Origin of the sequence: Actinosynnema sp. NPDC049800, from assembly GCF_040656635.1 — a bacterium.
GTDB lineage: Bacteria > Actinomycetota > Actinomycetes > Mycobacteriales > Pseudonocardiaceae > Actinosynnema.
This window is the reverse complement of sequence record NZ_JBFAMT010000046.1, coordinates 24,369-45,333: the sequence shown is the minus strand read 5'-3', so window position 1 is coordinate 45,333 and position 20,965 is coordinate 24,369. Positions and strand designations below refer to the sequence as shown.

Genomic DNA, 20,965 nt, shown 5'->3' with positions numbered 1-20,965 from the left:
CGTGGAGCAGAACGGCCTGCGAGCCGTCCGCCCGCCGCGAAGCCGCGAATCTGCGGTCGTGTGAGTCCGCTCACCGCCGACGGACGACCGTTCGTCGTGTCGGGTACGGGTTACGGTTCGGCCGGACCTGCACGGGCCCGGGCACTGGGCGCGCCGAACACCGTGGGCTCGCCGGTGACGCGGACACTCACCTCCCACCCCTCCACCAGGCACGAGGCCAACCGCCCACCCATCCGTTCGACGACCCACTCGGCCCGGCCGCAGGCGTGCGCCACCCCACCGGCCAACTGCCCGGCCGCCGCCAACGCCCCGAGGTCGGCCGCCGCACCCAACCGGTGCCTGCCCACCACGGCCTCACCGACGTGCACGCCGACCACCACGAGCCCAAACCACACCGCCCCCACCGCGACCGCCATGACGGACGCCGCCCCACGGTCATCACCAACCACCCACCCCTCCCCTCCTTGTCTGTCCCTACTTCCGGCCCTTCGCCCTGCTCCGACCCCTGCGCTCCGGCCCCTGCCCTCCCCGCCCTTTCCTGTCCCGCCGGCCCTTCCTGCCAGCCCGCCCCCTTCCTACCCGGCATCTCCCCGATCGCCGCGACCGACGCGGGCCTCAGCGGCTCACCGGCCGCCGCGACCACCGCCGCCCGAGCCGTCCGCCGACTCCCGCGACCCGAGCCGTCCTTCGACTACTCCGGCTCGACTACCCAGCTCGGCTACCCAGGCTGGACCACCCCCGGCTCGACCACCGCGTACGCACGTGCCCGCAGTTCGACACCCAGCCGCGAGACCGCGACCTCCACCGTTGCCGTGTCCCCCTCCCTCCTCACCTCCCACCGCGCCCCTTCCGGCGCGATCGCCCCGACCACTGCGTCGACCCGCGCGGAATCGCCCCGGGCGACCAGCCGAGCCGCCTCCCGTGCCGCATCCGTGCACCGGAGCTGAGCCACGACCGCCATCACCGCGCCGACTCCCAGCACCAGCACGGCGACCAACCCGCACACCGCCACCGCCGCTTCGACGGTCACCCCGCCCCGGTCATCGCCCAGCACCTCCCGCCTCACGCGTCCACCGTGAACGCCCGCTGCACCAAGGCCCGGAGCAGCCCTTCCACCCAGTCCCCGCTCATCAGCGAGTACAGGAGCAGGGCGATCGCCGTGGCGGCAAGCGTGCCGATCGCGTACTCCACCGTCGACATCCCGCTGTCGCCCAACACGTTCCGCCTGCCGGCCACCATCTCCCACTCTCCTTCAGCTCCACTGTGGACAGTTACCAGTCGTCGCTCACGCCGGCGACGACGCCGATCACCACCGGCACGACGCCCAGGCACAGGAACGCGGGCAGGAAGCACAGCGCCAGCGGTCCCGCCACGAGCACCGCGGCGCGTTGCGCACGGGCCTCGGCCTGGTCGGACACCCTCGCCCGCGCCTCCGCGGCCAGGTCCGCCGCCGCCCCGGCCAGCGCCGCGCCCGACCGGGCCGTCCGGCGTGCCGCTCGCGCCAGCGGCGCGGTGTCCGGGTGGGCGAGCGCCTTGGCCCACGCGTGCACCGGGTCCGCGCCCAACGTCAGCAGGTCGACCACCTCGCGGAGGCGTTCGGCCGGCCCCGGAGGGACGGCCGGCAGCACGGCCCGCACCGCGCCGGCCACCGGCAGGCCCGCCCGCAAGGCGGCGGCCAGCAGGTCCCACGTCGCCGCCGCGGCGAACGGGTCCGGCGGCCTGGCCTTCGGCACGGGTTTTCGCCTGGTCCTCGGTCGCAGCCGCGCCGCGGCTCTCGTCGGCGCGGGGAAGGCGATCACCGCCAGGGCGAGCAGCAGCAGGCTCATGCGATCACCTGCCTGGTCAACCGACCGCTCCACCGCAGCCCGGCGCAGATCAGGGCAACCCCGGCCACCAGCAGCACCTGTCCCGGCGCAGTGCCGGACAGGACGGCCAACGGTCCCGCGCCGCCGAGTTCGCCCAGCACCACGCCGAGGAGCGGCAGCCCGGCCAGCACCGCCGCGCCGGCCCGCGGACCGGCCATACGGGCGTGGACCTGCCCCGCGAACGCGGTGCGCCGGTCGAGGTCCCGCCGGACCGCGTCCAGCACGTCGGCCAACGGCACGCCGTGCACCGCCGACAGCCGCCACGCCCTGGCCAGGTGGGTGGCGTCGGGGAAGTCGGCCAGCGCCGCCTCGACCTCGCCACCACGTGCCGACGTCGCCGCGATGGCCCGCAGGACGTCGGTCGCCGGCGGCTGTGCGTCCTCCGCCGCGCCGATCGCCGCCTTGGCCGGGTGAGCGCCCGACCGCAGTTCCGCGACGAACGCCTTCAGCCCGTCGGCGAGCGCGACGGACGCCGCCATCCGGTCGCGCTGCCGGATCGCCTCCCGGTACGTCCGCCACACGGTCGCGGCCAGCAACGCGCCCGCGATCGCGCCACCTGCTCCCACCGGCATCCCCAGCGCGATCCCCACCAGGACCACCAGCACCCGATTGGGCCTCCACGACTTCCACCGCCCCGCGGGCCGAGGCCCGGCGAGCCGCCGTCGCGCCCGGGCCGACGGCAGCACCACCAACGCGGCGGCCAGCAACAGCAGGCTCATGACGCCCTCACCAGGCCCTTGAGCACCGCGCCGGCTTCCTGCCAACCCCCGTCACGCCGCCACGCGGGTCGGACGACGAGGTGACCGGACCGCCGTTCCAGCACACCGATCTCGGCCAGGTACCGCGTGCCGTCGCCCGCCCGGCGCATGTGCAGCACGACCTTCACCGCGGCGGCCAGTTGGCTGTGCAAGGCGTGCCGGTCGAGCCCACCGAGCGCGGCCAAGGCCTCCAGCCGCGCGGGGACTTCGGCCGGCGAGTTGGCGTGCAACGTCCCCGCGCCGCCGTCGTGCCCGGTGTTCAGCGACGACAGCAGCTCGCACACCTCCGCGCCCCGCACCTCCCCGACCACGATCCGGTCGGGCCGCATCCGCAACGCCTGCCGGACGAGGTCGCGCATCGTCACCTCGCCCGCGCCCTCGACGTTCGGGCCGCGTGCCAGCAGGCGGACGACCTGCGGGTGGTGGGGCTGGAGTTCTCCTGCGTCTTCGACGCACACGACCCGTTCGTCGTGCGGCACGCACCCCAACAAGGCGGCGAGGAGCGTCGTCTTCCCCGAACCCGTGCCGCCGACGACCAGGAAGGCCTGCCGGGCAACCACGATCGCCCGCAGCAGGTCGGCCGCCATCCGGTCGAACGTGCCGCAAGCCTCCAAGGTCTCCAGGTCGTGCACCGCCGGGCGGAGGACCCGCAACGACAGGCAGGTGAACGGTGAGATCGGCGGCAGGACCGCGTGCAACCGCACCGAGCCGGGCAACCACCCGTCGACACAGGGCGCGGCGTCGTCCAACCGCCGCCCGGCCGCCACCGCGAGCCGCTGCGCGAGCCGACGAACGGCCGCCTCGTCGGGAAAGGCGACGTCGGTGCGCCGCAACCCGCCGACCCCGTCGACCCACACCTCATCCGGCCGGGTGACGAGGACGTCGGTCGTGTCCGGGTCCCGCAACAGCGGCTCCAGCGGCCCGGCACCGACGAACTCCTGCCGCAGCACCGAAAGCGCCCGCTGGACGTCCTCGTCACCGAGCACCCCGCCGGCCTCACCACGCACGGCCGCCGCGACGGCCGCCGACGTGAGGTCACCGCGCCCGCTGGCCAGCCGCAGGCGAACCCGCTCAACCAGATCGTTCACAACCACCCTCCCTCAAAGCTCCACGACGACCTCCCAGAACCTCCCGAGCCGCCTCGACCAACCCCGGCCGGCCGTCGCCCGGCTCGCCCAGGAACGACGCGGACAGCTCGGCGAGCACCAGCTCCGACAGCGACACGGGCCGACAACTCCGAAATCCCACGGGCGGCCGGTACGCGGGATGCCGCCGCACAGTGGGCCCGCGGTCACAGGTCACCGCCCACCGCCAATCCATCGCCGATCCACCCGGGGCCAACCGCGCCACGACCGACATCCGCACGACGACCGCTGTCCGCGCCCATCCCGCGACCTCTTCCCCAAGGCGGGCGAGGAACGGCCGGATCGTGCCGATGAGGTGGGTGGGCGAGGTCGCGGAACGGGTCGTTTCCGCCGGCGGTCGGCGTTCGCGGAGGGACGGCGAGGTGCAGATCGCCGCCGCCGGCCGGAACGCTCGGCCCGACTGCGGCCAACAGGGTTTGGCATCGCGCTCCAGGCATCCGGAGCGGAACAGCCCCGGTTGCGTGGCGCGACAACCGATGCGCCGGGCCGCGAGCATGCGGTCGTCGTTCGCCGGCGATTGGACCGCGGTCATGGTCGCGGCCGCGGTAGCTGTCGTGGTCGCGGTCAAGATCGCGGTTGTGGTTGTGGGCGAGTGGGTTCTGGTTAGTGCGCATGGAGGGCTGCCAGGACTGTTCGGGCGGCCTTGGCCAGTGGGCCGCGCGTGGTTTCGGGGAAGTGGCCGTTGTCCAGGGCCCTGGCCAGCCGCGGCTCCGGACGCATGGTGGTCAGCAGCGGAACGCCTATCGCCGCCACCACCTGCGCCGTGGTGAGACCGCCCGGGGCCGGGCCGCGGACCACCGCCTTCAGCCGCACGCCCCGCGCACCGGCCCGGTCGACCACGGTCTTGGCCGCCATGCACGCCTTGACGTCCGCCGGCACCACCAGCACCGCCAAGTCGGCCCGGTCGAGGGCGGCGCAGGCGGCCTCGGTCAGTTGGCGCGGCACGTCGCACACCACCGTGCCACCGGCACGCCTGCCCGCCTCGACCACCGCCACCACGGCGTCCGGCTCCGGTCCCGGCCCCGTCCGGCCGCACGACAGCACGGTCAGGCTCCCGTGCCTGCCCGAACGGCCCGGCAGCGCCGTGCGCAGCGCCGCCGCCGGCACGCGGCCACCCGTCAGCCGCAACGTGGGCCACCGCAGCCCTTCCTGCCGCTCCGCGCCCAACGTCAGGTCCAGGCCGCCACCCAACGGGTCGCAGTCGACGAGCAGGCCGTGGCCGCCGGCCGCCAGCACGGCCTGACCCACCGCCACCGCCAGCACCGACGCCCCGGCGCCACCGCGGGCGCCCAGGATCGCCAGCACCTTCCCCTCACCGACCGGCGCACCCTCGGCGGCATCGGCCAGCACCGCCCGCAGCCGCTCCTGGTCGGCGGGCAGCTCCAACACCTGCTCCGCGCCCAGGGCCAGGGCACGCCGCCACACCTCGGCGCCCGGCGGACCGGCGCCGACGACGTGGACCCCCGATCTGCGCGGGAACCCGCCGCACGCGACGACGGCCTCGAAGTCGAGCACCACCGCCGCCGCGCCGTGCCAACGCCCGCGCAACGCCGTCACGTCGACCACGCGCTCCACCTCGCAGCCGACGACCGCCGCCGCGTTGAGCACCTCGTCCACCAGGCCCGCATCGGTCACCAGTGCCACCGGTCGCTTCATCCCGCTCTCCCCGTTCTCCGTGGTGGATCTACGGGTTCCACGGTGTCGAGCGGTGAGGAAGGACACAACGTCACATGATCAACATGTGGACAACCGGACTGCCTGTGGACAACTCGGAGCGCCGCGAACGGCCGCGCCCGGCCGAACGACAGCCGTCACGGCACCCGGACGAAAGATCGGAGGCTGATGCAAGAAGCGGCACGAGCGCGCGGAGGTCCAGCGCGGAGCACCGGCGAAACCGACCCCGGACATGGGACGACCCCCGCCAGGGGGGAGGGACGGGGGTCGTCATTGGTTCAGTCCCGGGGGGTCGGACTGAACCCGTCCGGTCGAGCCGGACCCGTCTACTGTATCCCCACAGGACAGGGTCTTGCGTGTCTTCCGTCAGAGGGAGACCAAATTTCGATGGACCGCACACCTACTTCGTAAAGTGACGAAGCACTGGCGGCGGCCCGCCACCCCCTCCCCGCTTAAGCTTGACCGGTGACCGAGCACGCCACCGAAGGCAGTCGAGTCGCCGCGTTCTTCGACCTGGACAAGACCGTCATCGCCAAGTCGAGCACGCTGGCGTTCAGCCGGCCCTTCTTCCAAGAGGGCCTGATCAACCGGCGTGCGGTGCTCAAGAGCGCCTACGCGCAGTTCGTCTTCATGCTGGCCGGCGCGGACGCCGACCAGATGGACCGGATGCGCTCGCACATCACCGCGCTCTGCGAGGGCTGGGACGTCGAGCAGGTGCGCTCGATCGTCGAGGAGACGCTGCACGACATCGTCGACCCCCTCGTCTACAAGGAGGCCACGCAGCTCATCACCGACCACAAGGGCGAAGGGCACGACGTGGTCGTCGTCTCCGCTTCGGGCGAGGAGCTGGTCGCGCCCATCTCCACCATGGTCGGCGCGACGCACAGCGTCGGCACGCGGATGGTCGTCGCGGAGGGCCGCTACTCCGGCGAGGTCGACTTCTACTGCGCGGGCGAGAACAAGGCGATCGCCGTCAAGCAGCTCGCCGAGCAGCACGACTACGACCTGAGCAGCTGCTACGCCTACTCCGACTCCATCACCGACCTGCCGCTGCTGGAGGCCGTCGGCCACCCCACGGTGGTCAACCCGGACCGCGCGCTGCGGCGGATCGCGACCCAGCGGGGCTGGCCGGTGCTGACGTTCTCCGACCCCGTGTCGCTGCGCGCCCGCATCCCCCGCCCGTCCGGCACCGCGGTCGCCGTGACCGCGATCGGGTTGGGCGCGGCGACGGCCGCGGGCGTGGCCTGGTACGGCCTGCGCAGGCGGCGCCGGAGCTAGTTCACCCCGCCGTGCCCCGGTCAGCGGTACCAGTGGTCCCGAGCGCGTCGGAATCACTGTCACAAAAGCCTTTCCGCTACTGAACGTCGCTTGAACGGTGCACCCCATCGAGCCCTTGCTGTGACGCCGGACACGCACTACAAAGGAAGTGCGGACCTCGGGTCGGCCAGGGACGAAGCGGAAGAGAAGCGGCGTCCACCCCGGCAGAGCTCCGTGCGCGGACTTCGAGACACCCACGCGCAGCACGCCGCGGGAGGCTTGTCGTCTAGGGCCTGCGTACCGGGACGCCGGACGCCGAGGCCAGGTTGGTACGACACGAGTTGCACGCTTGGTAACTCAGAAGCCCGCGCTGACGACGGTGGGGCCCCTCTGCTGAGGGGCCCCACCGTCTTTTCGCGCCCGGACACCGAAACAGTGCCCGAACGAGTGAAGCGCGAACCCCCTGGTTCTGTCGGTCCCCCTCCGCACAATGGCCACGCAGCGCAACCCGTTGACCCACCACTGTGACGTGGGTAACTTGCCAAACGCACCACTGAGTGGTGGAAAGTTCCCAGAGGGGAGGCCGCAGTGCTCCGTCCGCTCGTCGCCGTCGCCGTGGCCGCGGCTTCCGCAGTGACCTCACCGGCGGCGCCGCCGGCGCACGCCTCGCCGGACCAGGCGCAGCACATCACCGCGATGGTCCGCGGCATGTCGCTGGAGCAGAAGGTCGGCCAGTTGTTCGTCACCTACCTGCACGGCCAGTCGCCGGACGAGGCGCACCCCGGCAACCTGCGCGACCTCGGCGTCGCCACCCCGGCCGAGGTGGTGGCCAAGTTCCAGCCGGGCGGTGTCGTCTACTTCAACAACTCCAGCTACGACAACATCGACACCCCGCGCCAGATCGCCACCCTCTCCAACGGCCTGCAACGGGCGAGCCGGGTCCCGCTGGCCATCGCCACGGACCAGGAGATGGGCATCGTCACCCGCATCGGCGCGCCCGCCACCCAGTTCCCAGGCAACATGGCCCTCGGCGCGGGCCGCAGCGCCGAGAACGCCGAGCACGCCGCCCGCATCACCGCACGCGAGCTGCGCGCCATGGGCATCACCCAGAACTTCGCGCCGGACGCGGACGTCAACTCCAACCCGGCGAACCCGGTCATCGGGGTGCGCTCCTACTCGAGCGACCCGGCGCTGGCGGCCGAGCTGACCGCCGCCCAGGTGCGCGGCTACCAGGGCCGCTTCCTGGCCAAGCACACCGTCAGCGCGACTGCCAAGCACTTCCCCGGCCACGGCGACACCGACACCGACAGCCACACGACGCTGCCGAAGGTCGACCGCACGGAGGCCGAGTGGACCGAGGTGGACGCGCCGCCGTTCCGGGCCGCCATCGCCGCGGGCGTCGACTCGGTCATGACCGCGCACATCCAGATGCCGAAGATCGACCCGTCGGGCGAGCCGGCGACGTTGTCCAAGCCCTCGCTGGACCTGCTGCGCGAGAACCTCGGCTACGACGGCGTGGTCATCACCGACTCGCTGGCCATGGCGGGGGTGCGGCAGCTGCACGACGACGCCGAGATCCCCGTGCTGGCCCTGAAGGCCGGCGTCGACCAGCTCCTCATGCCCGTCGACCTCGAGCTCGCGGTGAACAGCGTGCTGGCGGCCGTGCGCAGCGGCGAGATCACCGAGCAGCGCGTGGACCGGAGCGTGCTGCGGATCCTGCGGATGAAGTTCCTGCGCGGCATGCTCACCGGCCCGCTCGTCGACGTGGACAAGGTCGACTCGGCGGTCGGCCCGGCCGAGCACCTCGCCGCCGCCAGGGCGATCACCGACCGGACCGTCACCGCCGTGCGCAACGACGCGGGCGTCCTGCCCCTGCGCGCGAAGCCCACCGCCGCCCTGGTCACGGGCTGGGGCGAGACGACGACCCGCACCCTGGCGGGCGTGCTCGGCGGCACGGCGCTCCCCACCGGCAGCGCGCCGACCCAGGCCCAGATCACGGCCGCCGTCCAAGCCGCGGCCGACGCCGACGCGGTCGTCGTGCTCACCAACGCGCTGTCGCGCCAACCGGCGCAGCAGACCCTGCTGACGCGGCTCCTGGCCACCGGCAAACCCGTGATCGCGGTCGCCGTGCAGAACCCGTACGACGTGGCGCACACGGCCGCGCCGACCTGGCTGGCGACCTACTCCTACGGCGCGGTGTCGATGGAGGCGCTGGCCAGGGTGATCACCGGTGAGGTGGGCCCGGTCGGCAAGCTGCCGGTCGCGGTGCCCGGACCGACCCCGTACCCCTTCGGCCACGGCATGGAGTGGTGACATGGACCGCAGGCACTTCCTCGCCGCGGGCGCCGGCGCCCTCGCCGTCCCGGCGCTCAGCGCCTTCGACAGCGCCCCCGAGCACCCCGACCGGCCGCGGCTGATCAAGACCGGCGCCGAGCAGCTGGCCGAGGACGGCTGGCGGCGGTTCGCGGGCCGCAAGGTCGGCGTGGTCACCAACCCGACCGGCGTGCTGCGCGACCACACCCACATCGTCGACTCGATGGTGGCCGCCGGGCTCAGGCCGCACGCCGCGTTCGGCCCCGAGCACGGCTTCCGCGGCACGGCGCAGGCAGGCGGCTCGGAGGGGAACTACCTCGACCCGCGCACCGGCATCCCGGTCTACGACACCTACGGCGCGAGCACCGCCAAGATCGCCGAGATGATCACCAAGGCGGGCGTCGACACGCTCGTGTTCGACATCGCCGACATCGGCGCGCGCTTCTACACCTACATCTGGACGATGTACGCCGTCATGCAGGCCGCCGCCGCCACCGGGGTGGCGTTCGTCGTGCTCGACCGCCCCAACCCGGTCGGCGGCACGGCCCGCGGCCCGCAGCTCGACCCGGCCTACGCCACGTTCGTCGGCCGCAAGCCGATCGCCCAGCAGCACGGCATGACGATCGGCGAGCTGGCGCGGCTGTTCGACGGCGAGTTCCTGCCGACCGACGGCGGCCGGGTGAGCAGCCTCGAAGTGGTCGACGTCAAGGGCTGGAAGCGGGACGACCTGCACTCCGGCATCCCGTGGGTCCCGCCGAGCCCGAACGTCCCCACGCACGACACCGCGCTGGTCTACCCCGGCACGTGCCTGTTCGAGGGGCTCGTGTTCTCCGAGGGCCGCGGCACCACCCGCCCGTTCGAGACGATCGGCGCGCCGGGCCTGGACTGGCGGTGGGCCGAGGACCTGAACGCGCTGGGGCTGCCCGGCGTCCGGTTCCGCGAGACCTACTTCACGCCCACGTTCAACAAGTTCGCCAACAAGCTCTGCGGCGGTGTCGTCCTGCACCTCACCGACCCGCACCGGTTCGACGCGCCGCGCACCGCCGTCGCCATGATCGTCACCGCGAAGGCCCGCTACCCCCAGGTCTTCGCGTGGCGGCCGGACCTCTACATCGACAAGCTCAGCGGCTCGGACCGGCTGCGCCGCATGGTCGACGCGGGCGCGGGCACCGACGAGGTGGTCGGGGCCTGGGCCGACGAACTGGCCGCGTTCGACCGCACCCGCCAGCCGTACCTGCGCTACCGGTAGAGGGAGACAGCGATGCGCATCCCCGCCCTGCTGATCGCGACCACGATGGCCGTGTCCGTCACGCTGCCGGCGCACGCCGAGGGCCGTGAGGCCCGCTTCGACCAGCCGCACGAAGGCTGGTCGAGCGCCGTGCTGAGAACGGGTACCCCGGACCGCGTGGGACTCGACCAGGCCCCGCTGGACGCCGCCCTGGCGCAGATCGAGCGCTACACCGTCCCGGACGCGACCGGCCACCCGCTGTTCGCGGGCGCCGTCACGCTGTTCGCGCACGACGGCGTGGTCGTCACGCACGAGCCGACGGGCTGGGCGGTCCGCTACAGCGACGCCGCCGGCACCGAGCTGCCCGAGTCGCAACGGGTGCCGATGGCCCAGGACACGATCTTCGACCTGGCCTCGATCTCCAAGCTGTTCACCTCGATCGTGGTGATGCGCCAGCACGAGCTGGGCCGCTTCGGCCTGGACGACCCGGTCGCGAGCCACCTGCCGGAGTTCGGCGTCAACGGCAAGGACAAGATCACGGTCCGGCAGCTGCTGACCCACACCTCGGGCCTGGTGGCGTGGCTGCCGCTGTGGTCGCAGTACCCGGACATCCCGTCCCGGCTCAAGGCCGTGATGGACACGACGCCCCGCAGCACCCCCGGCACCACCTACCTGTACTCGGACCTGAACCTGATCACGCTCGGCGTGCTGGTCGAGAAGTGGTCGGGCAAGAAGCTCGACCAGCTCGTCCACGACGACATCACGCGCCCGCTGGGCCTGGTGGACACCGGCTACAACCCGCCGGCGGCCAAGCTGGACCGGATCGCGGCCACCGAGTACCAGGCGGGCCGGGGCATCATCCGCGGCACCGTGCACGACGAGAACGCCTGGTCGCTGGGCGGCGTCGCGGGCCACGCGGGCATGTTCTCCACGGCGCGCGAACTGGCCGTGCTCGGCCAGGCGATCCTCAACGGCGGCGCGCACGCGGGCGGCCGGATCCTGCGCGAGGACACCGTCGAGCTGATGCTCACCGACTTCAACCAGGCCTTCCCCGGCAACTCGCACGGCCTCGGCTTCGAACTGGACCAGCGCTGGTACATGGGCGCGCTGACGTCGCCGAGGGCCGCCGGGCACACCGGCTACACGGGCACCACGCTGGTGCTGGACCCGTTGTCGCGGTCGATCGCGATCCTGCTGACCAACCGCGTGCACCCGAGCCGCAACTGGGGCTCGATCAACCCGGCCCGGCGCGTGGCGGCCAACGGCCTGGCGCAGGCCCTGGCGGTGCGCCCGCGGCACGGCACGGCGTGGACGCCGGAGACGGCCGGCGGCACGTTGACCACGCGTGACCTCCCGCGGCGCTCCGATCGGCAGAAGCTGTCGTTCTGGGCGTTCGTCGACCTCGACCCGGGCGACCAGGTCGTGGTGGAGGCGACCGACGACGGGTCGGCCTGGCGTGAGGTCCGGGTGCTGGCCGGCTACGGGCAGCGGCGCTGGCAGAAGGTCGAGGTCGACACGGAGTCGGCGACGAAGTTCCGCTGGCGGTACGTGCGCGGCACGGGCTACGGCGGGCGCGGCGTGTACGTGGACGCCGTCCGCGTCACCGACGAACGGGGAGTGGCGCTGGACGCGGAGCGCGAACCAGCGGCGATGAGCCTCGAAGGGTGGCGGACCGCGGACCGTTAGTGACATTCGGTCCGCCCGATCCCGCCAAGCGGTGAGATTGGGTCACGGTTGGGGTGAGTTACCCCCACCCCGCGTTGACCGTACGTTGAGCGGTTAGTAAGTTTCCCACGTGTCCACCGAAAGTACCGCCGACTCCAGTCCTCTGGTCAAGATCCGTTCACTCCTGCCCGGCCTGGCCCGGGCGGAGCAGCGGGTCGCCAAGGTCGTGCTGGACAACCCGGCGACCGTCGCACACCGCAGCATCACCGAGGTCGCCGAGGCCGCGGGCACCAGCGAGACAACGGTGACCCGGTTCTGCAAGGCCATCGGCGTCGGCGGGTACCCGGAGCTGCGCATAGCGCTGGCCGCCGACACGGCCCGCACGTCCATGCGCCCCGACCGCGACCTCGGCGGCGACATCGGCCCCGGCGACGACATGCGCCAGGTCGTGGGCAAGGTGGCGTTCGCGGACGCGCGCGCGGTCGAGGAGACGGCCGAGCAGCTGAACGTGGAGACGCTCGAAGCGGTGGTCGCGGCGGTCGCGGGCGCGGGCCGGGTCGACGTCTACGGGTTCGGGGCGAGCGCGTTCGTCGCGTTCGACCTCCAGCAGAAGCTGCACCGCATAGGGCGTACCTGCTTCGCCTGGAACGACACGCACATCGCGCTCACGTCGGCGGCTGTGCTCACCGAGGCCGACGTGGCGGTCGGGATCTCGCACACCGGCTCCACGTCCGAGACCGTCGAGGCGCTGCGGGTGGCCAAGGAGCACGGCGCGACCACGGTGGCGCTGACGAACTTCCCGCGCTCGCCGATCAGCGAGGTCTCCGACCACGTGCTGACCACGGCGGCGCGCGAGACCACGTTCCGCTCGGGCGCGATGGCCAGCCGGATCGCCCAGCTCACCGTGATCGACTGCCTGTTCATCGGTGTCGCGCAACGGCACGTGGACAGCGCCAAGTCGGCGCTCGAGGCGACGTACGACGCGGTGTCGGGGCACCGCCTCGGCGCCCGACCGGACGGCAGGCGACGTCGGGAGTCCGGTAAATGACCCCGCCCCCGGACGGTGTCGCGGTCCGCGTGGACTCACCCACCGAGGCCAGGAACCCGCGGACGCAGGACATCGACCGGCTCTCCACGCTGGACGTGCTCCGCCTGATCAACAGCGAGGACCACCTGGTCCCCGACGCCGTGGCAGCCGTGCTGCCCGAGCTGGCGCGGGCGGCGGACCTCGCCGTGGGCGCCCTGCGCGGCGGTGGCCGCGTGCACTACGTCGGCGCGGGCACCTCGGGCCGGCTGGCCACGCTCGACGCCGCCGAGCTGGTGCCGACGTTCAACGCGCCGCCGGACTGGTTCGTCGCCCACCACGCGGGCGGCCGGGACGCCCTGGTCAACGCCGTGGAGGACGTCGAGGACCAGGGGTCCGACGGCGCCGCCGAGATCCGCAAGCACGCGGCGGCGGGCGACCTGGTCGTCGGCGTCACGGCGTCCGGCCGCACGCCGTTCGTGATGGCCGCGCTGGAGGAGGCGCGCTCGCTCGGCGCGCACACCGTGCTGGTGTCCAACAACCCGACCGCGCCCGCCCCGGTCGACGTGGACGTGCTGATCGCGGTCGACACCGGCCCGGAGGCGATCGCGGGGTCCACCCGGATGAAGGCGGGCACGTCGCAGAAGCTGGTGCTGACGTCGTTCTCGACCGCGGTGATGGTCCGGCTCGGCCGCACGTACTCGAACCTGATGGTGTCGATGCGCGCGACCAACGCCAAGCTGCGCGGCCGCACGGTGCGCATCCTGCGCGAGGCGACGGGCCTGGGCGAGCAGGAGTGCACGACGGCGTTGGCCGACTCGGGCGGCGACCTGAAGGTCGCGTTGGTGCACCTGTTGTCCGGTGTGCCCGCCGCGCGCGCTGCGGAGGCGTTGGAACGCACCCAGGGGCACGTCCGGATGGCGCTCAGCCAGCTAGCACCGGGCGCCACGGGATAGGCGTCGACAGCACCATCGCGCTGGACGTCTCGCCGTAGCCGCCCAGCCGCACCAGCAACCGCTCCAACTCGCTGATCGACGTGGTCACCACCTTGACCACCGAGCAGATGTCGCCGGTCAGCCGCACCACCTCCACCACCTCGGGGCAGTCGTCGAGCAGCTCCGGGTGCACCGTGATGCACCGGGGTCCGTAGCACTTCATCCGCACCAGGGCGACCACCGACCGTCCCACCGCCGTCGGGTCGACGGTCGCGCGGTACCCCGTGATGACGCCCGCGTTCTCCAGCCGCCGCACGCGTTGCGCGACCGTCGGGGGCGACACGTGCACGCGCCGTGCCAGCTCGTTGTACGACAGCCGCGCGTCCTCCTGCAGGGCCTCCAGCAGGGCCCAGTCCACGCCGTCCAGCTCGATGCTCACAACCGCAAAGCTACTCCGGCGAACGCCTTCCGTTCGTAAGAACTTTCCGCTGCAACACTGTTCGTCACCCATTCAACTACCCCGAACGCGCGGTCATGATGGAAGGCATGACTTGCCCCGTCTCACCCAAACTCGACTTCGGCGGCACGACGCCCTACGAGGACTACGTGCACGCCTCCGTGCTGCACTCGCTGCAGCAGCAGTGGTCCAAGGACCCGCGTGAGATGTCGTTCCTGGTGATCACGCAGGTCATGGAGCTGTACTTCGGCCTGCTGTGCTTCGAGTGGCGGCAGGCCAAGTCCGAACTGCGCGCCGACGACCTGCGTGCGGCGGTCCGCACGCTGCGCCGCAGCGACCTGCACATGCAGGCGCTCAACGCGGCGTGGCGGCCGATCGCCCGGATGACGCCCGCCGAGTTCAACTCCTTCCGCGACGCCCTCGGCGAGGGCTCCGGCTTCCAGTCGGGCCGGTACCGCGAGGTGGAGTTCCTGCTCGGCGAGAAGTCGCGGTCGATGCTCGTGCCGCACCGGGCCGTGCCGCAGCAGCACGACGCGCTCGAACGGCTGCTGCACGAGCCGAGCCTGTACGACGACGTGCTCGCCGCCCTGAGCCGCCAGGGGCTGCCGATCCCGGCGGAAGTGCTGGAGCGTGACGTCAGCGGGCCGTACGAGCCGAACGCCCAGGTGGAGGCCGTGTGGGCGGACATCTACCGCGGCGGGTCGCGTGACCTGCTCGAACTCGGCGAGGCGTTGACCGACATCGCCGAGGAGTTCGCCCGCTGGCGCTACGACCACCTGCTGGCCACCCGACGTTCGATGGGCGCGAAAACCGGGACCGGCGGCTCCGCGGGGGTTGCGTGGTTGGAGAAGCGCACGCAACGCTCCGTGTTCCCCGAACTGTGGACGGCCAGGAGCTACGTATGAACGACCGGTTGGCGCACATCCGCGACTTGTTCGACCTCGACGACGACGTGGTGTACCTGGACGGGAACTCCCTGGGCGCACCGCCGAAGGCCGTCGCCGAACGCGTGCAGGAGGTCGTGCGCGAGCAGTGGGGTCGGCGGCTGATCCGCAGTTGGTCCGAGGGCTGGTGGGAGGCGCCGGAGCGGGTCGGCAACCGCGTCGGCCGGCTGGTCGGGGCCAAGCCCGGGCAGGTCGTCGTGGCCGACTCGACCAGCGTGAACCTGTTCAAGGCGCTGATGGCGGCGGTGCGCAACACCGACCGCATGGAGATCGTGGTGGACGCGGGGACGTTCCCGACCGACGGGTACATCGCCCGGTCGGTGGCGGAGCTGACCGGCCTGGCGTTGCGGCCGGCGCCGCCGGAGGAGCTGGACCTGCGGGACACGACGGCGGTCGTGCTGCTCAACCACGTCGACTACCGCACGGGTCGGCTGCTGGACATGGCGAAGCTGACCGAGCAGGCGCACGCGGTGGGCGCGAAGGTCGTGTGGGACCTGTGCCACAGCGCGGGCGTGCTGCCGATCGAGCTGGACGCGTTGGACGTCGACCTGGCCGTGGGGTGCACGTACAAGTTCCTCAACGGCGGGCCGGGCTCGCCCGCGTTCCTCTACGTGCCGAAGCACGCGCAGGCGACGTTCGAGCAGCCGTTGACGGGGTGGACGGGCCACGAGGTGCCGTTCGCGATGTCGCCGGAGTACACGCCGGACCCGGGCGTCTCGCGGGCGCGCGTCGGCACGCCGGACATCATCTCGATGCTCGCCCTGGACGCCGCGCTGGACGTGTGGGACCACGTGGACCTGCGTGACGTCCGCGCCAAGGGCCTGGCCCTGACCGCGCACTTCCGGTCGCTGGTCGAAGACCTGCCGGGCATCGAGGTGATCACGCCGGCCGACGACTGGCGCGGCCACCAGATCAGCCTGCGCCACCCCGAGGCCGAGCGGATCATGGGCGAGCTGGTCGAGCGCCAGGTCATCGGCGACCACCGCCCGCCAGACCTGCTGCGCTTCGGCTTCGCCCCGCTCTACAACACCTTCACCGACGCCGACCGCGCCGCGGCCACCCTGAAAGAACTGCTCTGACCCGCGGGTTCGGCAGCCGGACACGTGCCGATATCGAGCACGCAGTCCTCCCCTAGCATCGGCGGATGCGTGTCGGTGTGTACGTGGACGGTTACAACCTGTATTACGGCGGGCGTAAGCACTGTGGTCGGGGTACAGCCGGTTGGCGTTGGTTGGACGTCCGGGCGCTGGTCGAGACCTTGTTGGCGGAGAAGGCGGTCGACTGGCCGTCAGCCTCGCTCGAACGGATCGTGTACCGCACCGCTCGCATCAGCGCCGCGCACAACGCGTCGGGATCCCAGGACCAGGACGTCTACCTCAAGGCTCTGCTCGCCGCAGGTAGCGTGGACCACATCGAGTACGGCAACTACATCAGCAAGGTCGTCAAGAGGCCGTTGGCCGTGGAGAAGGGCGGTGGCGGGAAGAGCAGGCACCACCCCGTCCTGGTTGCACCAACCTGGCCGATCATGGTCCAGGACGGGGGCGCACCGGTGACCGACGCGGTGTTCATGGCCTCGGTGGCGACGTTCGAGGAGAAGGGCTCGGACGTCAACGTCGCCGCACACCTCCTGGTCGACGTCTCACGTCCGTGGTGGACGCGGTCATCGTGATCAGCAACGACAGCGATCTCCGGATGCCCGTCCACGAGGCGTGGAACCGCGTGCCCGTAGGTCTGGTCAACCCCGGCGGCGGCTACACCGCGGGTGCCCTGTCCATGAACGCGGGCACTGGGTTGGGCAGTGGGAACCACTGGTGGCGAACCCTGAACAGCGGCGATTACACCGGCCACCAGCTCCCGGACCCGGCCGGCCGCTACACCCGGCCACCGGGCTGGTGACGTCCGCTTTCGGCGGCAGCGGCGTTTGATAAGCCGACGGGGACCGGATAGCCTGGATCCATACCCGCCCGGTCCCTCGTGGGCCGGGTTTTTCCTTGCCCGGACGCACCGGCCTAAGCGGAGGCGGCGTCCGCGATGCTCCGCGCTTCGCGGGCGCCGGCGGTCAGGGCCTCGCACCAGAACAGCAGCCAGCGGGTGATGCCGTCCGGATCGCCGGTCGAGTAGCCGTGCAGGGCGGAGGCGTAGTCGTTCTGCCGGCGCAGGCAGAAGACCTCCGGCACGCCCAGCGACTTCGGGTCCAGGCCCGTGGCGATCGACGCCAGCCGGGACGCCGCACGCGCCACCACGCCGTTCGCCGTGTCGAACGGCGCCAGCGACATCAGCTCACCGTGCACCACGGCCACCAGCAGCGGACCGGGCGCGGACGTGCCGCCGGTGACGAGCTGCGACAGCAGCCCGAGGCGTTCCGAGACGCCCGCCGCCGCACGGGGACGTCCCAGCTCACCGCCCAGGTCCGCCCCCGCCAGCACGTGCAACCGCGCCAACGCCTGCAACGGCGCCCGCTGCCACGTCGGCAGCACCACGCCCAGCGACTCGGCCACCCGCAGCGCACCCGCCAGCACGGGGTCCGACACCGACCCGTCCGACGGGATGGCGGTCGGCCCGCCGTCCAACGCCGCCGACGCACGGGCGGCGCGCACGGACGCCTCGGCCGCGGTGGTCGCCCACCCGCGCAGGTTCACCCGGTGCCGGTGCACCTGGAACACGGCGTCACGAGCACCGGCGACGGCGTCGGCCACACCGGGCAGGTCCAGCAGCGGAGCAAGCGGATCGGTCACGCCGGAGCACACTACCCGCCGGTAAGTGGCCCTTCACAACAAGCCGGAAATGGATATTCCAAGTAGCCACTAGCCGACCTAGCGTCCACGCCATGAACTGGTACGACCGCCCCGTCCTCACCGGCCGCCACGTCCGCCTCGAACCGCTCAGCCCCGACCACGCCGAGGGCCTGCACGAGGCGGGCAAGGACCCCGACGTCTGGACGTGGCTCAGCACGCCCCAGCCGACGACGGTCGAGGACACCCGCGCCTACGTCGAGCGCAGCCTCGCCGACCCCACCCGACTGGTCTGGGCGCAGATCGACCCGCGGACGAACGATGTCGCCGGCACCACGTCGTACTACGAGATCGACCCGAAGAACCGCGGCCTCTACATCGGCCACACGTGGATCGGCACGCGCTGGCAGCGCACCGCCCTCAACACGAACGCCAAGTTCCTGCTCCTGCGCCGCGCCTTCGAGGACCTGGGCGCGCTCCGCGTCGGCTGGCACACCGACCTGCGCAACGAGCGCTCGCAGAGGGCCATCGAACGCCTCGGCGCGACCCGCGAGGGCGTCCTCCGCGTGCACCGCATCAGGCCGGACGGCACCCTGCGCGACACGGTCGTGTACTCGATGACCTCGGACGAGTGGCCGGCCCTGAAGGCCAGGCTCACGACGTGACGTGGGTCACGAGACGTGCCGCTGGTCGCAACCCAGGTGTCGTTCGGCGGAATCGCGGTGGTCACCGGGCCTGCCACGGGTTACACAGTTACCCACGCGTTTCGAATCGGCCACAATTGGTCTGAACCTTTTGGGTGCGCAGTGAGCTGAATCGCACTACGGTCAGTGCGCACCCCACGGATTCAGGAGGTCCGCCCGCCATGACAGAGCCGCAAGTCGCCCTGGACAACCTGTCGACGGAGACCAGGACGTTCCCGCCGAGCGAGGACTTCGCCGCGCAGGCCAACGCCACCTCCGCGCTGTACGAGGAGGCGGACGCCGACCGCGAGGCGTTCTGGGCGAAGCAGGCCGAGCGGCTGTCCTGGGACACGAAGTGGGACCGCGTCCTCGACTGGTCGAACGCGCCGTTCGCGAAGTGGTTCGTCGGCGGCAAGCTCAACGTCGCCTACAACTGCGTCGACCGGCACGTCGAGTCCGGCCACGGCGACCAGGTCGCCATCCACTGGGAGGGCGAGCCCGGCGACAGCCGCGCCATCACCTACGCCGACCTGCAGCGCGAGGTCTCCAAGGCCGCCAACGCGCTGGTCGAGCTGGGCGTGGGCGCGGAGGACCGGGTCGCCATCTACATGCCGATGGTCCCCGAGGCGATCTTCGCCATGCTCGCCTGCGCACGGCTCGGCGCGATGCACAGCGTGGTGTTCGGCGGCTTCTCCGCCGAGGCGCTGCGCACCCGCATCGAGGACTCGCAGGCCAAGCTGGTGATCACCACCGACGGCCAGTACCGGCGCGGCAACCCGGCGGCGCTCAAGCCCGCCGTGGACGAGGCCGTGGCCAAGGCCGCGAGCGTCGAGCACGTCCTGGTGGTCAAGCGCACGAACTCCGACGTCGAGTGGACCGAGGGCCGCGACGTCTGGTGGCACGACGTCGTCGACCGCCAGTCCGACCAGCACACGCCGGAGGCGTTCGACTCCGAGCACCCGCTGTTCATCCTCTACACGTCGGGCACCACGGGCCGCCCCAAGGGCATCCTGCACACCTCCGGCGGCTACCTGACCCAGGCGTCGTACACGCACTACAACGTGTTCGACCTCAAGCCGGACACCGACGTCTACTGGTGCACCGCCGACATCGGCTGGGTCACCGGGCACAGCTACATCGTGTACGGCCCGCTGTCCAACCGCGTCACGCAGGTCGTCTACGAGGGCACGCCCAACACCCCGCACGAGGGCCGCCACTGGGAGATCGTGCAGAAGTACGGCGTGTCGATCTACTACACCGCGCCGACGCTGATCCGCACGTTCATGAAGTGGGGCGCCGACATCCCCGCCGAGTACGACCTGTCCAGCCTCCGCGTGCTGGGCAGCGTCGGCGAGCCGATCAACCCCGAGGCGTGGATCTGGTACCGGGAGACCATCGGCGCGGGGAAGACGCCCGTCGTGGACACCTGGTGGCAGACCGAGACCGGCGCGATCATGATCTCGCCGCTGCCCGGCGCGACGTCCGCCAAGCCCGGTTCGGCGCAGCGCCCGCTGCCCGGCATCGGCGCGAAGGTCGTCGACGACCAGGGCAACGAGGTGCCGCACGGTGGCGGCGGCTACCTGGTGCTCGACCAGCCGTGGCCGGGCATGCTGCGCGGCATCTGGGGCGACGAGGAGCGCTACCGCGACACGTACTGGTCGCGGTTCGCCGAGCAGGGCTTCTACTTCGCCGGCGACGGCGCGAAGTACGACGACGACGGCGACATCTGGCTGCTGGGCCGGGTGGACGACGTGATGAACGTGTCCGGGCACCGCATCTCCACCACCGAGGTCGAGTCCGCGCTGGTCTCGCACCCGACGGTGGCCGAGGCGGCGGTGGTCGGCGCGACCGACCCGACCACGGGCCAGGGCATCGTGGCGTTCGTGATCCTGCGCGGCGGCGTGGCCGAGGGCTCCGACGGCGCCGAGGCGATCAAGGCGCTGCGCGACCACGTGGCCAAGGAGATCGGCCCGATCGCGAAGCCGCGGCAGATCATGGTCGTGCCGGAGCTGCCGAAGACCCGCTCGGGCAAGATCATGCGCCGCCTGCTGCGCGACGTGGCGGAGAACCGGCAGGTCGGCGACGTGACCACGCTCGCGGACTCGTCGGTGATGGACCTGATCTCCAGCGGTCTGAAGTCGGGCGCCCAGGAGGACTGAGCAGGGCAGGACCGAGCACTGAGGTCGAGCACAGGAGGGGTCCGCCGGTTCGTCGGCGGGCCCCTCCGTGGGTTAGGGTCGGTCCCGGTGAGCCGGGAAGCCTGGTCGGCACGAGGATGAGTCGTT

Annotated in this window: 21 protein-coding genes; 12 read left to right on the top strand and 9 right to left on the bottom strand. The window is 72.0% G+C overall.

The window, feature by feature from the left end; all coding sequences use genetic code 11:
• Positions 1-110 precede the first annotated feature (110 nt).
• From AB0I91_RS34230 to ssd, 7 genes are all read right to left on the bottom strand, one after another.
• Positions 111-449, bottom strand: a complete 339-nt coding sequence (locus AB0I91_RS34230) for an Rv3654c family TadE-like protein (RefSeq protein WP_499640629.1) — start codon at positions 447-449, stop codon at positions 111-113.
• A gap of 269 nt (positions 450-718) precedes the next feature.
• Positions 719-1,066 carry a TadE family type IV pilus minor pilin gene (locus tag AB0I91_RS34225; protein WP_499615684.1) on the bottom strand — a complete coding sequence of 116 codons (348 nt, stop codon included), beginning with the start codon at positions 1,064-1,066 and terminating at the stop codon, positions 719-721.
• The gene (locus AB0I91_RS34220; protein ID WP_498779270.1) at positions 1,063-1,239 is read right to left on the bottom strand and encodes a DUF4244 domain-containing protein; all 177 of its coding nucleotides are present in this window, start codon (positions 1,237-1,239) and stop codon (positions 1,063-1,065) included. Before AB0I91_RS34220 ends, AB0I91_RS34225 begins: the two co-directional genes overlap by 4 nt.
• 32 nt (positions 1,240-1,271) lie before the next feature.
• A complete protein-coding gene (locus AB0I91_RS34215; protein ID WP_498779269.1) occupies positions 1,272-1,826 on the bottom strand; it encodes a type II secretion system F family protein in 555 nt (184 codons plus the stop codon).
• On the bottom strand, positions 1,823-2,584 hold the full coding sequence (locus AB0I91_RS34210; protein ID WP_498779267.1) for a type II secretion system F family protein: 762 nt from the start codon (positions 2,582-2,584) through the stop codon (positions 1,823-1,825). Before AB0I91_RS34210 ends, AB0I91_RS34215 begins: the two co-directional genes overlap by 4 nt.
• A complete protein-coding gene (locus tag AB0I91_RS34205) occupies positions 2,581-3,711 on the bottom strand; it encodes a TadA family conjugal transfer-associated ATPase (protein ID WP_498779266.1) in 1,131 nt (376 codons plus the stop codon). The genes AB0I91_RS34210 and AB0I91_RS34205 overlap by 4 nt, the downstream gene beginning before the upstream one ends.
• Positions 3,712-4,371: 660 nt before the next feature.
• Positions 4,372-5,424: a septum site-determining protein Ssd gene (gene ssd, locus AB0I91_RS34200; protein WP_498779264.1), complete on the bottom strand. Its 1,053-nt coding sequence runs from the start codon at positions 5,422-5,424 to the stop codon at positions 4,372-4,374.
• Between the two features lie 483 nt (positions 5,425-5,907).
• Between ssd and AB0I91_RS34195 the strand changes: the two genes are divergently transcribed.
• The 6 genes from AB0I91_RS34195 to murQ all read left to right on the top strand — a co-directional run bounded on the left by AB0I91_RS34195 (position 5,908) and on the right by murQ (position 13,885).
• The gene (locus AB0I91_RS34195) at positions 5,908-6,720 is read left to right on the top strand and encodes an HAD-IB family hydrolase (RefSeq protein WP_498779262.1); all 813 of its coding nucleotides are present in this window, start codon (positions 5,908-5,910) and stop codon (positions 6,718-6,720) included.
• A 567-nt stretch (positions 6,721-7,287) separates the two neighbouring features.
• Positions 7,288-9,012: a glycoside hydrolase family 3 protein gene (locus AB0I91_RS34190; protein ID WP_499640626.1), complete on the top strand. Its 1,725-nt coding sequence runs from the start codon at positions 7,288-7,290 to the stop codon at positions 9,010-9,012.
• A gap of 1 nt (position 9,013) precedes the next feature.
• Positions 9,014-10,261 (top strand): exo-beta-N-acetylmuramidase NamZ family protein, encoded by a 1,248-nt coding sequence (locus AB0I91_RS34185; protein WP_498779258.1) that lies wholly within the window; start codon positions 9,014-9,016, stop codon positions 10,259-10,261.
• A gap of 12 nt (positions 10,262-10,273) precedes the next feature.
• On the top strand, positions 10,274-11,926 hold the full coding sequence (locus tag AB0I91_RS34180; RefSeq protein ID WP_499640624.1) for a serine hydrolase domain-containing protein: 1,653 nt from the start codon (positions 10,274-10,276) through the stop codon (positions 11,924-11,926).
• A gap of 109 nt (positions 11,927-12,035) precedes the next feature.
• Positions 12,036-12,953, top strand: a complete 918-nt coding sequence (locus AB0I91_RS34175) for a MurR/RpiR family transcriptional regulator (RefSeq protein WP_498779255.1) — start codon at positions 12,036-12,038, stop codon at positions 12,951-12,953.
• Entirely contained in the window at positions 12,950-13,885 is a 936-nt protein-coding gene (murQ, locus tag AB0I91_RS34170; RefSeq protein ID WP_498779254.1) for an N-acetylmuramic acid 6-phosphate etherase, read from the top strand. Before AB0I91_RS34175 ends, murQ begins: the two co-directional genes overlap by 4 nt.
• Here the strand turns inward: murQ and AB0I91_RS34165 are convergent.
• Complete coding sequence (locus tag AB0I91_RS34165; protein WP_201438208.1) at positions 13,854-14,303, bottom strand: Lrp/AsnC family transcriptional regulator; 450 nt, start codon at positions 14,301-14,303, stop codon at positions 13,854-13,856. The genes murQ and AB0I91_RS34165 overlap by 32 nt on opposite strands.
• A gap of 107 nt (positions 14,304-14,410) precedes the next feature.
• On the opposite strand from AB0I91_RS34165, the gene AB0I91_RS34160 reads away from it, so the two are divergent.
• The 4 genes from AB0I91_RS34160 (at position 14,411) to AB0I91_RS34145 (ending at position 17,161) form a co-directional block, all read left to right on the top strand.
• Positions 14,411-15,226: a tryptophan 2,3-dioxygenase gene (locus tag AB0I91_RS34160; protein WP_498779253.1), complete on the top strand. Its 816-nt coding sequence runs from the start codon at positions 14,411-14,413 to the stop codon at positions 15,224-15,226.
• Positions 15,223-16,344 (top strand): kynureninase, encoded by a 1,122-nt coding sequence (kynU, locus tag AB0I91_RS34155; protein ID WP_498779251.1) that lies wholly within the window; start codon positions 15,223-15,225, stop codon positions 16,342-16,344. The genes AB0I91_RS34160 and kynU overlap by 4 nt, the downstream gene beginning before the upstream one ends.
• A gap of 65 nt (positions 16,345-16,409) precedes the next feature.
• Positions 16,410-16,934: a PIN domain-containing protein gene (locus AB0I91_RS34150; RefSeq protein WP_499640621.1), complete on the top strand. Its 525-nt coding sequence runs from the start codon at positions 16,410-16,412 to the stop codon at positions 16,932-16,934.
• Positions 16,931-17,161 (top strand): hypothetical protein, encoded by a 231-nt coding sequence (locus tag AB0I91_RS34145; RefSeq protein WP_499640619.1) that lies wholly within the window; start codon positions 16,931-16,933, stop codon positions 17,159-17,161. The genes AB0I91_RS34150 and AB0I91_RS34145 overlap by 4 nt, the downstream gene beginning before the upstream one ends.
• A gap of 113 nt (positions 17,162-17,274) precedes the next feature.
• Here AB0I91_RS34145 and AB0I91_RS34140 read toward each other — a convergent pair whose 3' ends face one another.
• Complete coding sequence (locus tag AB0I91_RS34140; protein ID WP_499615705.1) at positions 17,275-18,000, bottom strand: Fic family protein; 726 nt, start codon at positions 17,998-18,000, stop codon at positions 17,275-17,277.
• A gap of 92 nt (positions 18,001-18,092) precedes the next feature.
• Here AB0I91_RS34140 and AB0I91_RS34135 point away from each other — a divergent pair, with 92 nt between their 5' ends.
• Positions 18,093-18,662 (top strand): GNAT family N-acetyltransferase, encoded by a 570-nt coding sequence (locus AB0I91_RS34135; protein WP_499640617.1) that lies wholly within the window; start codon positions 18,093-18,095, stop codon positions 18,660-18,662.
• A 200-nt stretch (positions 18,663-18,862) separates the two neighbouring features.
• On the top strand, positions 18,863-20,839 hold the full coding sequence (acs, locus tag AB0I91_RS34130) for an acetate--CoA ligase (RefSeq protein ID WP_498779243.1): 1,977 nt from the start codon (positions 18,863-18,865) through the stop codon (positions 20,837-20,839).
• Positions 20,840-20,965 lie beyond the last annotated feature (126 nt).